This window comes from Pseudomonas sp. GW823-FHT01D03, from assembly GCF_058798255.1.
In genome coordinates, this window is sequence record NZ_JBXAKK010000001.1 from 260648 (window position 1) to 275740 (window position 15093).

The 15093-nt window shown below is 61.3% G+C and carries 13 protein-coding genes; 8 read left to right on the plus strand and 5 right to left on the minus strand.

Annotated elements, in window-relative coordinates; genetic code table 11:
* Positions 1-7 precede the first annotated feature (7 nt).
* Entirely contained in the window at positions 8-829 is an 822-nt protein-coding gene (gene aroE / locus AC1RBR_RS01145) for a shikimate dehydrogenase (protein ID WP_492562584.1), read from the plus strand.
* 115 nt (positions 830-944) lie between these two features.
* On the opposite strand, the gene AC1RBR_RS01150 is transcribed toward aroE, so the two are convergent.
* The 3 genes from AC1RBR_RS01150 to betC all read right to left on the minus strand — a co-directional run bounded on the left by AC1RBR_RS01150 (position 945) and on the right by betC (position 5156).
* Positions 945-2513: a SulP family inorganic anion transporter gene (locus AC1RBR_RS01150; RefSeq protein ID WP_492562586.1), complete on the minus strand. Its 1569-nt coding sequence runs from the start codon at positions 2511-2513 to the stop codon at positions 945-947.
* Between the two features lie 192 nt (positions 2514-2705).
* Positions 2706-3626: a choline ABC transporter substrate-binding protein gene (choX, locus tag AC1RBR_RS01155; RefSeq protein WP_492562587.1), complete on the minus strand. Its 921-nt coding sequence runs from the start codon at positions 3624-3626 to the stop codon at positions 2706-2708.
* Positions 3627-3641: 15 nt separating this feature from the next.
* Positions 3642-5156 (minus strand): choline-sulfatase, encoded by a 1515-nt coding sequence (gene betC, locus AC1RBR_RS01160; protein WP_492562589.1) that lies wholly within the window; start codon positions 5154-5156, stop codon positions 3642-3644.
* A gap of 114 nt (positions 5157-5270) precedes the next feature.
* Between betC and AC1RBR_RS01165 the strand changes: the two genes are divergently transcribed.
* Entirely contained in the window at positions 5271-6221 is a 951-nt protein-coding gene (locus AC1RBR_RS01165; protein WP_492562590.1) for a choline sulfate utilization transcriptional regulator, read from the plus strand.
* 4 nt (positions 6222-6225) lie between these two features.
* Here the strand turns inward: AC1RBR_RS01165 and AC1RBR_RS01170 are convergent, their stop codons facing one another.
* Positions 6226-6888, minus strand: coding sequence for an NAD(P)-dependent oxidoreductase (locus AC1RBR_RS01170; RefSeq protein WP_492562591.1), 663 nt, complete (start codon positions 6886-6888; stop codon positions 6226-6228).
* 83 nt (positions 6889-6971) lie between these two features.
* Here AC1RBR_RS01170 and AC1RBR_RS01175 point away from each other — a divergent pair, with 83 nt between their 5' ends.
* Complete coding sequence (locus AC1RBR_RS01175; RefSeq protein ID WP_492562593.1) at positions 6972-7298, plus strand: DOPA 4,5-dioxygenase family protein; 327 nt, start codon at positions 6972-6974, stop codon at positions 7296-7298.
* Here the strand turns inward: AC1RBR_RS01175 and AC1RBR_RS01180 are convergent, their stop codons facing one another.
* A complete protein-coding gene (locus AC1RBR_RS01180; protein ID WP_456018337.1) occupies positions 7299-7700 on the minus strand; it encodes a GFA family protein in 402 nt (133 codons plus the stop codon). It lies immediately after the preceding gene.
* Between the two features lie 322 nt (positions 7701-8022).
* Between AC1RBR_RS01180 and AC1RBR_RS01185 the strand changes: the two genes are divergently transcribed.
* The 5 genes from AC1RBR_RS01185 to AC1RBR_RS01205 all read left to right on the plus strand — a co-directional run bounded on the left by AC1RBR_RS01185 (position 8023) and on the right by AC1RBR_RS01205 (position 15044).
* The gene (locus tag AC1RBR_RS01185) at positions 8023-9330 is read left to right on the plus strand and encodes a CitMHS family transporter (RefSeq protein WP_007954069.1); all 1308 of its coding nucleotides are present in this window, start codon (positions 8023-8025) and stop codon (positions 9328-9330) included.
* Positions 9331-9400: 70 nt separating this feature from the next.
* Positions 9401-10168: a TerC family protein gene (locus tag AC1RBR_RS01190; RefSeq protein WP_480404303.1), complete on the plus strand. Its 768-nt coding sequence runs from the start codon at positions 9401-9403 to the stop codon at positions 10166-10168.
* A gap of 442 nt (positions 10169-10610) precedes the next feature.
* Positions 10611-12269: a Na/Pi cotransporter family protein gene (locus AC1RBR_RS01195; protein WP_443533437.1), complete on the plus strand. Its 1659-nt coding sequence runs from the start codon at positions 10611-10613 to the stop codon at positions 12267-12269.
* Positions 12270-12435: 166 nt separating this feature from the next.
* Positions 12436-13824 (plus strand): M16 family metallopeptidase, encoded by a 1389-nt coding sequence (locus tag AC1RBR_RS01200; RefSeq protein WP_492562595.1) that lies wholly within the window; start codon positions 12436-12438, stop codon positions 13822-13824.
* A 191-nt stretch (positions 13825-14015) separates the two neighbouring features.
* Entirely contained in the window at positions 14016-15044 is a 1029-nt protein-coding gene (locus AC1RBR_RS01205; RefSeq protein WP_115986468.1) for a DUF5924 family protein, read from the plus strand.
* Positions 15045-15093: the final 49 nt, after the last annotated feature.

Below are 15093 nucleotides of genomic sequence, written 5' to 3' on the forward strand. Positions count from 1 at the left end.
ACTGCTGATGGATCGTTACGTCGTTTTCGGTAACCCGATCGGCCACAGCAAGTCGCCGATGATTCATAAACTGTTCGCCGAGCAGACCGGTCAGCGCCTCGACTACAGCACCCTGCTGGCGCCGCTTGACGACTTCAGCGCCTGCGCCATGGCGTTCTTCCAGGACGGTCGCGGCGCCAACGTCACTGTGCCGTTCAAGGAAGAAGCCTTTCGCCTGGCCAACAGCCTGACCGCTCGCGCGCAACGGGCTGGTGCGGTGAACACCTTGAGCAAACTGGCTGACGGTTCGCTGCTGGGTGACAACACCGACGGCGCCGGACTGGTGCGCGACCTGACGGCGAATGCCGGGTTCAGCCTGACCGGTAAACGCATCCTGTTGCTCGGTGCTGGCGGTGCGGTGCGTGGCGCGCTGGAGCCGTTGCTGGCGGAGAAGCCGGCATCGGTGATCATCGCCAATCGTACGGTGGACAAGGCCGAGCTGCTGGCCGAGCTGTTCTGTGATCTGGGGCCGGTGTCGGCCAGTGGTTTCGACTGGTTGCAGGAGCCGGTGGACGTGATCATCAACGCCACCTCCGCCAGCCTCACCGGCGACGTGCCGCCGATTGCAACGAGCCTGATCGAGCCGGACCAGACCCTGTGCTACGACATGATGTACGGCAAGGAACCGACCGCGTTCTGCCGCTGGGCCAGCGAGCATGGCGCGGCAGTCTCGATGGATGGTCTGGGGATGCTGGCTGAACAGGCGGCCGAGGCGTTTTACCTGTGGCGCGGGGTGCGTCCGGATACGGCGCCGGTGCTCGCCGAACTACGCCGCCAGTTGGCGCAGTAACCCTTGTAGGAGTGAGCCTGCTCGCGATAGCGGAGTGTCAGACACAAATGTTTCAACTGATACTCCGCTATCGCGAGCAGGCTCACTCCTACAGAGGTATGCGGTGTTTGTTGGATCAATCCTCAAACCGGATCGGGCATTTCTCTGGCCCTTCCAGCCTCCGCAACTCCTCCACCACCTGTGGCCGCGCTCGGCGCAGGGTCAGGCTGCGATTCTGACGCAGCAGGCGCCGCGCCTCCTGATGCAGCATCTCCACCCCCGAATAATCGATGAAGTTGATCTGCTGCGCCTCGATCACCACCCGCGTACCGTGCAGCCGTTGCAGGCGCACTTGCAGGTAATGGCTGGCGCCGAAGAAGATCGAGCCGCCGACCCGCAGCACGTCCTCCTCACCTTCGCGCGAATGTTGCACCCGCGGTCGCGAAGTGCGTTTGAGGTAGAAGAACAGCGACGCCAGCACCCCGGCATAAATCGCCGTCTGCAACTCCAGCAGCAGCGTGGCGAGGCAGGTCAGCGCCATGACCACGAACTCGGCACGGCTGACCCGCAGCAGCGAACGAATCCCGCGATGATCCACCAGCCCCCAGGCGATCAGCAGAATGCTCCCGGCCATCGCCGGAATCGGAATGTGTGAAATCAGCCCGGCGCCGAAAATCGCGAACAGCGCGACCCAGATCGCCGAAAACACCCCGGCCAGCGGCGAACAGGCACCCGCCTCGTAACTCAGACCTGAGCGAGTAAACGAACCGGCAGAAAGCGAGCCGGAAAAGAACGCCCCGACGATGTTCGACAAACCCTGTGCGCGGACTTCCTGATTGGCGTCGAGCAACTGCTGCGAACGTGCAGCAATCGAACGGGCAATCGACAGACTCGTCACCAGCCCGAGCATGCCCACCGCCACGGCGCTCGGCAGCAAACGCAGAATCAGATCCAGATCCAGCGGCAGCGCACTGAACGGCGGCAAACGCCCGACAAAGGCGCTGACCAGATGCACATGGCCGAACATCGACGGCCATAACCACACCAGCAGACTACCGAGCACCAGGGTTATCAACAGGGTCGGCCAGCGCGGCAGCAGTTGTCTGAGCACGAAACCGACCAGCACCGTGGCCACACCCAATACCAGTGAAGGTTTATCCACAGCCCGCAGGTGTTGCAGAAGCTCCATCAGGCTGGCCAGCGCCGTGGCTTTCGCCGGCAGATCCAGCCCCAGCAGATTCGGCAACTGGCCGATGGCGATCACCACGGCCGCACCGAGGGTGAAGCCAAGCACCACCGAATGCGAGACGAAATTCACCAGTGCGCCGAAGCGCAGCAGGCCGAGCAGCCACTGGAAGATCCCGGCCAGAAAGCTCAGCAGCAGAATCAGCGTGATGTAGTCCTGCGATGCTGGTACTGCCAAAGGGCTGACGCTGGCGTACAGCACGATCGAAATCGCCGCAGTCGGGCCACAGATCAAATGCCATGACGAGCCCCACAGGCAGGCGATCAGCACCGGGATGATTGCGGCATAGAGGCCGTATTCAGGTGGGAGGCCGGCGATCAGCGCGTAGGCAATCGACTGGGGTAACGCGAGAATCGCACCGCTGAGGCCGACGATCAGATCCCGGCCGACGCTGGCGCGGGTTTGCCGGGGCAGCCAGGTCAGGAAGGGAAAGAGTGAGTGGCGACTGGGCAGGGCCATGGGTCCTCGCGGTGTGTGGGTTTATGCAAGGTTATCAGGACGCGCCAATCACTGTGGCGAGGGAGCTTGCTCCCGCTCGACTGCGCAGCAGTCGCAAACCAGACCACTCGGTTTGTCTGCGAAAACCCAGTCAGTCCGATTGGGAGCGCTGCGCACTCCAGCGGGAGCGAGCTCCCTCGCCACAAGAATGCGTTAGAGCTTGGCCTTCACCGCAGGCAACGCATCCTTGCCATCCACGGTCTTCACCCCCTCCAGCCACTTGTCCAGCACCGCCGGATTGGCTTTGATCCACGCCTTCACCGCCTCGGCATTGCTGACTTTCTTGTTCACCACTTCAGCCATGATGCTGTTCTCCATGTCCTGGGTGAACGTCAGGTTGGTCAGCAACTTGCCCACGTTCGGGCAGGCCTCGGCGTAGCCTTTGCGCGTCAGGGTGTAGACGCTGCCGGTGTCGCCGAAATACTTCTCGCCGCCCTTGAGGTAATGCATCTTCAGCTGCACGTTCATCGGGTGTGGGGTCCAGCCGAGGAAGGTGACGAATTTCTGTTTCTTCACTGCCCGCGAGACTTCGGCGAGCATCGCCTGTTCGCTGGATTCGATCAGCTTCCACTGGCCGAGGTCGAAGTCGTTTTTCTTGATGATTTCCTGCAGCGAGATGTTCGCGGGTGCGCCGGAACCGATGCCGTAGATTTTCTTCTCGAATTTGTCGGCGTATTTGTTCAGGTCGGCAAAGTTATGCACACCGGCGTCCCACACATAATCCGGCACCGCCAGGGTGAACTCGGTGCCTTCGAGGTTCTTCGCCAATTGCGTGACGTCACCGGTGGCGACGAACTTGTCGTAGAAGCCCTGCTGCGCCGGCATCCAGTTGCCGAGAAAGACATCCACCTGACCGTCCTTCAAACCGCCGAAGGTGATCGGCACCGCGAGGGTGTCGACCTTGGCCTTGTAGCCCATGCCGTCCAGCAGAAACCCGGTGATGGCGTTAGTCGCGGCGATGTCGCTCCAGCCCGGGTCGGCCATTTTCACCGTTTCGCAGCTTTGCTCGGCGAATGCCGAGGCGCTGCCCAGAGCCAGCAGGCCAATCGTCAGTGCTGTGGATAACTTGCGCATGGACTTCCCCTTACATTATTGGTTTTGGCAGGGTTGTGGATAACGGGCCTTGCGCTCCAGATCGTCGAGGTCGATGTGGTTGCGCATGTACTGCTGACTGGCGTCCACCAGCGGCTGGTGATCCCAGCTCTTCAGCTTGCCGATGGTCAGAGCATCGGCGACAAAACGCCGGCGGCGCTGGCTGGCGAGTACCTCGCGGTGAATCGCCGGGATGTCCCATTTGGCGCGCGCTTCGGCGAGAAAATCGTCGAACAGCTGGCGATGTTGCGGCGACTGGCTGAGTTCTTCGAGTTCACGCGGATCGTTGTGCACATCGAAGAGTAGGCACAGGTCGCTTTCACTGTAGATAAATTTGTACGCGCTGCGCCGGATCATCATCAACGGGCTGACCGTGCCTTCGGCCATGTATTCGCCGAACACTTCGTCATGCCCGCCCTGCCCTTGCAGATGCGTCAGCAGCGAGCGGCCATCCAGCGGCAGACCCGGTTCCAGGGTGCCGCCGGCCAGTTCGACGAAGGTCGGCAACAGGTCGGCGGTGGACACCGCGGCGCTGACCCGGCTGGCAGTGAATTGTCCCGGCGCACTGATCAGCAGGGGCACCCGCGCAGCCATCTCGAACCAGTGCATTTTGTACCAGAGACCCTTCTCGCCAAGCATGTCGCCGTGGTCGCCGGAGAAGACAATGATGGTGTCATCGATCAACCCGGTTTCTTCGAGGGTTTGCAGAAGTTTGCCGACGTTGGCGTCGATATAGCTGCAAGCACCGAAGTACGCCCGGCGTGCATCGCGGATCTTATCCACAGGCAGCGGCTTGTCCCACAGGTCGTAGACCTTGAGCAGGCGTTGTGAGTGCGGATCGAGGGAGTGTTGATCGGGGGTTGTCGGCAACGGGATGTCGCTATCGTCGTACAAGTCCCAAAATGCCTTGGGAATTGTGTACGGGTCGTGTGGGTGCGTCATCGACACGGTCAGGCAGAACGGCTGGTCGCCGTCCTCGCGAATATGGTCGAACAGGTATTGCTGGGCCTTGAACACCACCTCTTCATCGAAGTCGAGCTGGTTGGTGCGCACGCATGGCCCGGCCTGCAGCACCGACGACATGTTGTGATACCAGCTCGGGCGCACGTCCGGTTCGTCCCAATTCACCGCCCAGCCGTAGTCGGCCGGGTAGATGTCGCTGGTCAGGCGCTCTTCATAACCGTGCAACTGATCCGGGCCGCAGAAATGCATCTTGCCCGACAGCGCGGTGCGGTAGCCGAGGCGGCGCAGGTAGTGGGCGTAGGTCGGAATGTCGGCGGGGAAATCGGCGGCGTTGTCGTAGGCGCCGATCTTGCTCGGCAGTTGGCCACTGACCAGGGTGAAGCGCGACGGCGCGCACAGCGGACTGTTGCAGTAAGCGGCATCGAAAACCACGCCCTGAGCGGCGAGGCGCGAAAGATTCGGCAGTTTGATCGGCGACGGCCCGTAGATCGGCAACATTGGCGCGGCCATTTGATCGGCCATGATGAAAAGAATGTTCTTGCGCTTCATGTGATCGCGGCATTCCATAGTGAATATTTATGCGACATTGCTGCGATCGAGCATGGAGTCCATGCTCTGTCCGGTAAAGCCCGCGCCGGACAATGACTAGGATAAGCACTGCTTATGTATGAAGCCCTCGGTAATCTGTCCCTCGACCTGTTGCGCGCCTTCGAAGCAGCGGCCCGTCATCGCAGCTTTACCGCTGCGGCGGTTGAGCTGGGCACCACGCAGCCGGCGATCAGCCAGCAGATCAAGCGTCTGGAAGAACAGCTGGGCTCGCGATTGTTTGATCGGATCTACCGCGGGATCGAACTGACCGAGGGCGCAGCAATCCTGTTCGAGCAGGTTCAGCTCGGTTTGCAACATATCGACGCAGGATTGAGTGCGATCAGTACGCAGCAACAACACGAGGTGTTGCAGGTCGCTACCGATTTCGCCTTCGCTGCGTACTGGTTGATGCCACGCCTTCATCGCTTCCACGAAGCCAACCCGAACGTCGATGTCAGCCTGGTCACCAGCGAGCGCAGCCACAACATGCTGCGCACCGATATCGATGTAGCGATCCTGTTCGGCGACGGGCGCTTTAAACAGGGCGAAAGCCATTGGTTGTTCAGCGAGGAAGTGTTTCCGGTGTGCAGTCCGCAATTGCTCAAGGATCGACCCCTGCCTTTGCCCGCCCAGGCGTTACTTGAGCTGCCACTGCTGCACCTGCGCGGGGAAAACAGCAGCAACTGGTTTGACTGGAGCGGGCTGTTCCGCGAATTGGGCATCAGCACCCCGCCGGCGCCGGGACAATTGCGTTTCGACAATTACACCCTGTTGATTCAAGCGGCGATTGGCGGTCAGGGTGTTGCCATCGGCTGGCGCCACCTTGTGGATAACTTGCTGACCCAAGGCTTGCTGTGTCGGCCGATCGCCGAGACCACGTTGTCACGCTTGGGTTATTACGTGGTGCTGCCGCAACGCAAACGCCGAGGCGCATTGATTCAGCAGTTTGTCGACTGGTTGATGGCCGAACAGGCCAGCAGCGCCGAATCTCTCGCCGGGGTAGCGTTACCGTCGATTGCGGTTTGAAGGCTCAGCCAGTTGCGGCGACAAAATTCACATGCTGCCCCACATGCAGATTCAACCGCAGCTCATCGGCAATCCCCACCGCGACCCGGTTCAGCCGTTCCAGCGGTTCAGCCAGCCCCGGCTCAAGATTGCCGCCCACCTGACTGAAATGCTCAATCGTCAGCCCCGCCACCCCGCGGGGCGCGTTGACCAGCGTCCAGTGCAGCGGGCTGCTTTGCAGGGCTTCGCGGATTTCTTCGGCGGCGTGGCGTTGCAGTGGATCGCCCAGATCCGGCTCGTCGAGCACGGCAAAATCCCCCACCAGAAACAGCCGCGAGACATTGGCCATTTGCAGGCCGTCGATCAATGCATCGACCGCCAAAACCTGTTCCACCGGCCCGAGTACCACGGACCTTTCCACATGGTCGCTGTTGAACGGCAAGCCCGGCGCATCAAGCAGGCAAATCACCTCGGAACTGCCGGCTACGCTCTGGTTGACCCGTTCAGCGTCGAACAGATCTCCACTTTTAGTGCGCAAACCCGGTCGCGGCGCGAGTGCCGTCAAATCGTCGAGAATGGCGATGACTTCATGCTGGCGACGCAGCAATTCAGCCATCAACGCACCGCCCAGGCTGGCCATGGCACCATAGAGCACCACTTTCACCGTTGGGGTTTCGGCATTTTTCATGGCTGATCCTTTTTGTTATCCCTTGTATGGCGTGTGACATACGGGCAACGCCGAGGGTTCGAACCGATTTCCGAGGGTTTCAGATGCAAGCGATCAAGGGTTACCACGCCCACGTCTATTTCGACGCCGACACCATCGACCAGGCGCGCGCGTTGTGTGAGCAGGCCGCGCAGTTGTTTCCATTGAAGATGGGCCGCGTCCATGAACGTCCGGTCGGCCCGCATCCGGACTGGAGTTGCCAGTTGGCCTTCGGCCCGGAGCTGATCGGTGAGGTGTTGCCGTGGCTGGCGCTCAATCGCAAAGGTCTGGTGGTGTTCCTCCACCCGGACACTGGCGATGACATGCTCGATCACACCGAGCACGCCATCTGGATGGGCGCGATGCGGCCGCTGGACCTGTCTATTTTCTGATCAAAGAGTTTCTTCGGGCTCGCCCGGAAGATGCTCGTCGAGGTGCAGCCAGGGCAATTGGCTGTCGGTCCAGATATGCCGCTCGGCTGGTGCCAACTCCGGGTGATCCAGCGTGGCGATCGTCACATCGATACTCTCGGGACTGAGCTGGGTCACCAATGCCAACTGCGCGCCGCACTGCGCACAGAAGTACCGCGCGCAACTGCTCGACGAGTCGTAGCGCGATGGCGTGCCACTCAGCCATCGGAAGCCGGCCGCCGGAACCGTGATCCACGTAGTGACGATCCCGCCGCTGACCTTGCGGCAGATCGAGCAGTGGCAGTGGGCAATGTCGTGCAATGGCCCGCTGAACTGATAGCGGATATGTCCGCAATGGCAGCCACCACTGTGCACTTCTTCCATGTCCCTGCCCTCCCGTCCCAGAATTTGTTGACTCTAGCCGCATCCGACAACCGGTTGGCGATTCGCCCGAAGCTTTCGTCAGCGAAAGGTAGCTGAAAGGTTGCCCGATTAGGATCGCGGCCACTACCGGCAACAGACCGGTTGGCCAACGCGTGTGATCGCTCGCACGTCAGGCCCAATTAACAACAACAATGGTGATTCTGATGTCCTCTGTAACCCGCCCTCTAGCTGTCACTCCGTCCGTACGTCTCGTGCTTCCCGTTCTGCGCTGATCCCTCCGATCCGCTCACTCAATTAGCCGCGCTACGCCTGGAGTAATCTCATGCTGACTTTCCTTGGCTTCGCCATGGTCATCACGTTCATGTTCCTGATCATGACCAAGCGCCTGTCTGCGCTGATCGCCCTGATCATCATCCCGATCCTGTTCGCCCTGTTCGGTGGTTTCGCGCCGAAGATCGGCCCGATGATGCTCGAAGGCATTACCAAGCTTGCGCCGACCGGCGTGATGCTGATGTTCGCCATTCTGTACTTCGCCCTGATGATCGACTCCGGCCTGTTCGACCCGGCCGTGCGCAAGATCCTCAAACTGGTCAAGGGCGACCCGTTGAAAGTTTCGGTCGGTACCGCCGTGCTGGCGCTCGTTGTTTCCCTTGACGGTGACGGCGCGACCACTTACATGATCTGCGTGGCCGCCATGCTGCCGCTGTACAGCCGCATCGGCATGAGCCCGCGGATCATGGCCGGTCTGATCATCCTCGCCGGTGGCGTGATGAACATGACCCCGTGGGGCGGCCCGACCGCCCGTGCCGCCAGTGCGCTGCACGTCGACCCGTCGGACATCTTCGTGCCGATGATCCCGGCAATGGCCGCCGGTGTCGTGGCGATCCTGATCATTGCCTACTTCTACGGCAAGCGTGAGCGTGCGCGTCTGGGCGAGCTGCACCTGATCGGCGACGAGATCGACCACAGCGAAATCAGCGTCTCGCAGTTCCCAGATGCCCGCCGTCCGAAGCTGATCTGGTTCAACGGCCTGCTGACCCTGGCCCTGATGTGCACCCTGATCGCCGGCCTGCTGCCGCTGCCGGTGCTGTTCATGGTGGCGTTCAGTATCGCGATGATCGTCAACTACCCGTGCCTGCAAATGCAGAAGGACCGCGTTGCGGCCCACGCCGGCAGCGTGCTGTCGGTGGTCAGTCTGATTTTCGCTGCGGGTATCTTCACCGGTATCCTGTCCGGAACCGGCATGGTCGACGCCATGTCGAAAAGTCTGCTGGCAGTGATTCCGGACTTCCTCGGCCCGTACCTGGCGGTGATCACGGCGCTGGTGAGCATGCCGTTCACATTCTTCATGTCGAACGACGCGTTCTACTACGGCGTGTTGCCGGTGCTCTCCGAAGCGGCCAGCCATTACGGCATCACCGCAGTGGAAATGGCCCGTGCCTCGATCGTCGGTCAGCCCGTCCACTTGCTCAGCCCGCTGGTGCCGTCGACGTACCTGCTGGTGGCGCTGGCCGGTATCGAGTTCGGTGATCACCAGCGTTTCACTCTGAAGTGGGCAGTGCTGGTCTGCCTGTGCATACTGGTGGCCGCCTTGCTGCTGGGGACGTTCCCGCTGTTCAGCACGTTGTAACGGCATTCACTCACCATGACGCCAGCTGCTTGCTGGCGTCATGGTTTAACACTCGCTCAAAGGAATACACATGGATTGGCTGACCAACCCCGAAATCTGGGTTGCCTTCTTTACCCTGACCGCCCTGGAAATCGTTCTGGGCATCGATAACATCATCATGATTTCGATCCTGGTCAGCCGCATGCCCAAGCACATGCAGCAGCGTACGCGGATCTTCGGCCTGGGCCTGGCGATGATCACGCGGATCCTGTTGCTGCTGTCGATCACCTGGGTCATGCGCCTCACCGCCGACCTGTTCGTGGTGTTCGGCCAGGGTATTTCCGGGCGCGACCTGATCCTGTTCTTCGGTGGCCTGTTCCTGCTGTGGAAGAGCTCGCAGGAGATGTACCACGCGCTGGAAGGCGAAGACGAAACAGGCGACGAGCCCTCGGGCAAGGGCGGCAACTTCCTCTACACCATCATCCAGATCGCGATCATCGACATCGTGTTCTCGCTGGACTCGGTGATCACCGCCGTCGGCATGGTCTCCCATGTGCCGGTGATGGTCGCGGCAATCATCGTCGCCGTGCTGGTGATGATGGCGGCCTCGGGCAAAATCAGCGAGTTCATCGACAAGCACCCGTCGCTGAAGATGCTGGCGCTGTCGTTCCTGCTAGTGGTCGGTACCGTACTGATCGCCGAATCCTTCGACGTGCACGTACCGAAAGGCTACGTCTACTTCGCCATGGCGTTCTCGCTGGCGGTGGAAGCGATCAACATCAAGCTGCGCGGCGCGATGGCCAAGAAGAAACAGCAGCAGGATCCGGTGAAACTGCGCAAGGACGTGCCGGGGCAGTAACCCGCTAGTCCAGCAACACGCAACACCCCTTGTGGGAGCGGGCTTGCTCGCGAAGGCGGCGTGTCAGTCAACGATGATGTTGGCTGACCCAGCGCTTTCGCGAGCAAGCCCGCTCCCACAGTTGTTTAGGGCTACTGAAGAATCCGGGGCAGCCGTAATACCTGTAGGAGTGAGCCTGCTCGCGATAGCGGTCCGTCAGTCAGCAACGATGTTGAAGCTGGTCGCCCTATCGCGAGCAGGCTCACTCCTACAGGGGACCGCGTTGATTTCAGATGAGGTGGATGAACCCGTTTTCATGACACTTTTGTTTCAATCCGCACTTTAGCTGTGCAATGCTGGCGCCCAGTCCGTTAGCCAACTACAGCTTAAGTATCAAAAACGTAGAAACCGCGCGGTACCGTCAACTTGCCCCTTTGGGGCGCTGCTACTACAGGGGGTCTGCATGCTCACCCTGCTCAATTTGCTGTCTGCCGTGGCCCTGCTGATCTGGGGCACGCACATCGTCCGAACCGGCATTCTGCGGGTGTACGGCACCAATCTGCGCCATGTGATCGGCCAGAACATGTCCAAACGCTGGCTCGCGTTCGTTGCCGGCATCGTAGTGACTGCGATGGTGCAGAGCAGCAACGCCACAGCCATGCTCGTCACCTCCTTCGTCGGTCAGGGCTTGATGGCGCTGACCCCGGCGCTGGCGACCATGCTCGGCGCCGACGTCGGTACCGCGCTGATGGCGCGGGTGCTGACGTTCGACCTGTCGTGGCTGTCGCCGCTGCTGATTTTTCTCGGGGTGATTTTCTTTCTGTCGCGCAAACAGACGCGGCTCGGGCAGATGGGCCGGGTCAGCATCGGTCTGGGGCTGATCATTCTCGCGCTGCAACTGATCGTCGAAGCCGCCGCGCCGATCACCCACGCCCAAGGGGTGAAGGTGATCTTTGCTTCGCTGACCGGCGACATCCTCCTCGACGCCTTGGTCGGCGCGCTGTTCGCGATGATTTCCTACTCCAGCCTCGCCGCCGTGCTGCTCACGGCAACGCTGGCCGGCGCGGCGGTGATCAGCCTGCCAGTGGCGATCGGTCTGGTGATCGGCGCCAACATCGGCAGCGGCGTGCTGGCGTTCATGAGCACCAGCATGCAGAACGCCGCCGGGCGGCAAGTGGCGTTGGGCAGCCTGCTGTACAAACTGATCGGCCTGCTGCTGATCATCCCGGTGCTCGACCCGCTGGTGCACTGGATGGACGGCCTGGATTTCAGCCCGCAGGAAATGGTCATCGGCTTCCACTTGCTCTACAACACCGCGCGCTGCCTGATCCTGCTGCCCAGTGTTTCGCCGATGGCACGCCTGTGCGCCTGGCTGCTGCCGGAGCGCCCGGAGGTCAACGGCACCGCCAAGCCGCGGCATCTCGATGCGACAGCGCTGGTCACCCCGAGCCTGGCGCTGGCCAACGCGGCCCGCGAGACCCTGCGCATGGGCGACCTGATCGACAACATGCTCGACGCGATGCTCGACGTGCTGCGCGGCAAGCAGACCGCCATCACCCAGGAAATGCGCCGACTGACCGATGACGTCGAAGCGCTCTACAGCGCCATCAAGCTGTATCTGGCGCAAATGCCCCGCGAGGATCTCGGCGAGCAGGACAGTCGGCGCTGGGCAGAGACCATCGAACTGGCGATCAACCTGAAACTGGCCAGCGACCTGATCGAACGCATGCTGCGCAAGGTGCAGCAGCAGAAAACTTCGCAGCGTCGGTCGTTTTCCGAAGAAGGCCTGGAGGATCTGGCCGGGCTGCATCAGCAACTGATCGCCAACCTGCGCCTGGGCCTGTCCGTGTTTCTCAGTGGCGACAAGGAAAGCGCCCGTCAGCTGTTGCGCGAGAAACGTCGCTTTCGCGCGCAGGAACGGCGTCTGGCCCATGCCCATGTCAGCCGCTTGCAACGTAAGATCGTGCAGAGTCTGGAAACCAGTTCGCTGCACCTGGAGCTGATTGCCGATATGAAGCGCTTGAACTCGCTGTTTTGCAGCAGTGCTTATGTAGTGCTGGAAACGGCCGACACCGGGGCGCTGGAAGCGGATGATATTGCCGACATTACGCATTCGCCTTGAACGTCTGGGGCTGGGGTCAGTCAGTAACATTGATTCAGCCTTAAGACCTTCGCGAGCAAGCTCGCTCCCACATTTGAAATGCATTCCCCTGTGGGAGCGAGCGTGCTCGCGAATGCCGGCCTGAATAGCGACACGGATCTCCAAATCAGCCGTATGGAAGCCTGTTATGCGTTGCCTGTTGTTCGCCTGTCTGTTGCTCGGTTCTCTGCCCGCCTTCGCCGTTGATCGCTTTCAGGTCGAAGGCTATGCGTTGCCCAACGGTTTGCAGCTGTTGCTCAAGCCCGGCACCGAGCGCGGGCATGTGGCGATTCGTCTGGTGGTGGGCGTCGGTCTCGACGATTTCGACTGCGATGAAAAAGAGCTGCCGCACCTGCTCGAGCATCTGCTGTTCAGCGGTGTCGACGCCACTGGCGAAGGTGGTCTCGAGGAGCGCATGCAGGCGCTGGGCGGTGAGTGGAACGCGTTCACCAGCAATGCCGACACCACATTCGTCATCGAAGCCCCGGCGAAGAACCAGCGCAAGGTCCTCGACCTGCTGCTCGACCTTTTGACCCAGACCCGCATCGACGACAACGCGATCAACGCCGCCAAGCGTGTGGTCGAGCGCGAGGACGGCGGCCACTACACGCGCCTGCAGCGCTTTCTCGACCGCCAGGATCTGGGTCACACCGCGAGCAATCAACTGGCAGTGGAATTGGGCCTGAAATGCCCGCAACGCGCCGAGGTCGGTCATCTGACCCAGACGCAACTGGAGAAGGTGCGCAAGACCTGGTACGCGCCGAACAACATGACCCTGATCGTCGTCGGTGAACTCGACAAACTGCTGCCGGCCTATCTGGAACGCACCTGGGGCGCGCTCGAAGCGGTGGAGCCGGCCGAACACCGTGAGCTGCCGGACATCCGCACCAGCGCCGCCCATGAACGCACCCTCACCCGCAGCTTCATCGGCGACAGCGCCAAGTTGCACTGGCTGGTGCCGGAGCCGATGCTCGACGATCAGTACGACGAGACCTTCGACATCCTCAAGGACTACCTCGACTGGGCGCTGTACCGGCAGATTCGCCTGAATCACGGCTTGTCCTACGGGCCATGGGCCGAGCGCGAAGTGTTTGGCGGGGTCGGCTTCATGAGTCTCAATGCCGACGTCGATCGCGATGATGTCGACGAAGCCCGGCAAGTGCTGGAAGACCTCAAGGCCGACCTGCTGAAAAATGGCCTCGACCCGGACACCTTCGCCCGGATCAAACAGGCGGCCATCGCCCATCAGGCCTGGGCGGTACAAGGCAACAGCGCGATGGCCGACTACTACTGGAGCGCGCTGGGCGATTACGAGGACGGGCGCTTTGCCAACCCTGCCCGCGAGTTGCAAGGCGTGACCCTGGACACGGCGAACAAGGCCATGCGCGAGTTGCTGTTGCAGCCGGGGTATCTGCGGATCGAGAAGCCGTTGCTCAGTGATGATCAGGTGTTGTGGCTGATTGCCGGTGGTCTGGGTGTTTTGCTACTCATCCTGACGGGTTGGCGCTTGCACCGCCGTAAGCCAGCCGAACACTGAACCTGTGGGAGCGGGCTTGCTCGCGAAGGCGGTGTGTCATTCAGCAATGATGTCGACTGACACGGCCCCTTCGCGAGCAAGCCCGCTCCCACAGGGGTCCGTGCTGATTTTACTGACCGGGAGCCTCGCCACGTCGCCCGGCGGACGGTACTCTGTCGAGGTTTTTCCCTATCCAGTCGTGAACCGCCACCATGCAGAAAATCCCCCTCCTGATCCAGCGCATTCTCGAGCTGATGAAGCGCTACCCCGGGGTGATTGCGCTCGGCGGTTTCATCTCCGGGGTCGGCAGTTTCATTCTGGTCGATCGCCAGCAGGGGCTGGCGAGCTGGATCACCGTCATCATGCTGCTGAGCTGGATCTGGCTGATGCTGGAAAACACCCTGACCGGCCTGTTCACGCGCATCTTCAAGCGGGAAATCCCCCAACCGCTGCTGCGTTACGCGACGCAGATGATTCACCAGGAAAGCCTGTTTTTCGTCCTGCCGTTCTTTTTTATCACCACCACTTGGAACAGCGGCCAACTGATCTTCACCGGCCTGCTGTGCATCGCTGCGTTGATCTCGATTGTCGATCCGCTCTATTACAAATGGCTGGCGCCACGGCGTTGGGCGTTTCTCGCGTTGCACACTCTGACCCTGTTCGCCGCCCTGCTCACCGCGCTGCCGGTGATCATGCACCTGACCACCGCGCAGAGTTTCAAATGGGCGCTGGGCACGGCGGTGGTGTTGTCGTTCCCGAGTCTGGCGTCGATCTTCCCGATCCGCACGGTGCGCAACGCGCTGGCGATTCTGTGCATCACCTTCGGCATCGGCGCGGTCGGCTGGACGCTGCGCTCGTGGGTGCCACCGGCGACGCTGTGGATGACCGACGTGGCGATCAGCACCCAGTTGCAGGATCGCACCCCCGGCGCCAGCCTCGACCAGGTCAGCGCCGAGCAGATCCGCAACGGCGGCCTCTACGCCTACACCGCAATCAACGCGCCGCGCGGGCTGGATGAGCGGATCTACCACGTGTGGCAGTTCGACGGCAAAGAGGTCGACCGCATCGCTCTCGACATCCACGGCGGGCGTAAGGAAGGCTACCGGGCGTGGACGCACAAGCAGAACTTCCCCGGCAACCCGGTGGGCAAGTGGCAAGTGCGGGTGCTGACTGAAGACGGTCAGGTGATCGGCGTGCTGCGTTTCGAAGTGACAGACAGCACAGCGATCAAAGAAAAGTAATCCGGTTCGTGCTATTACGTTAGTTCGCTTAATAGCCGGACAAGCACGG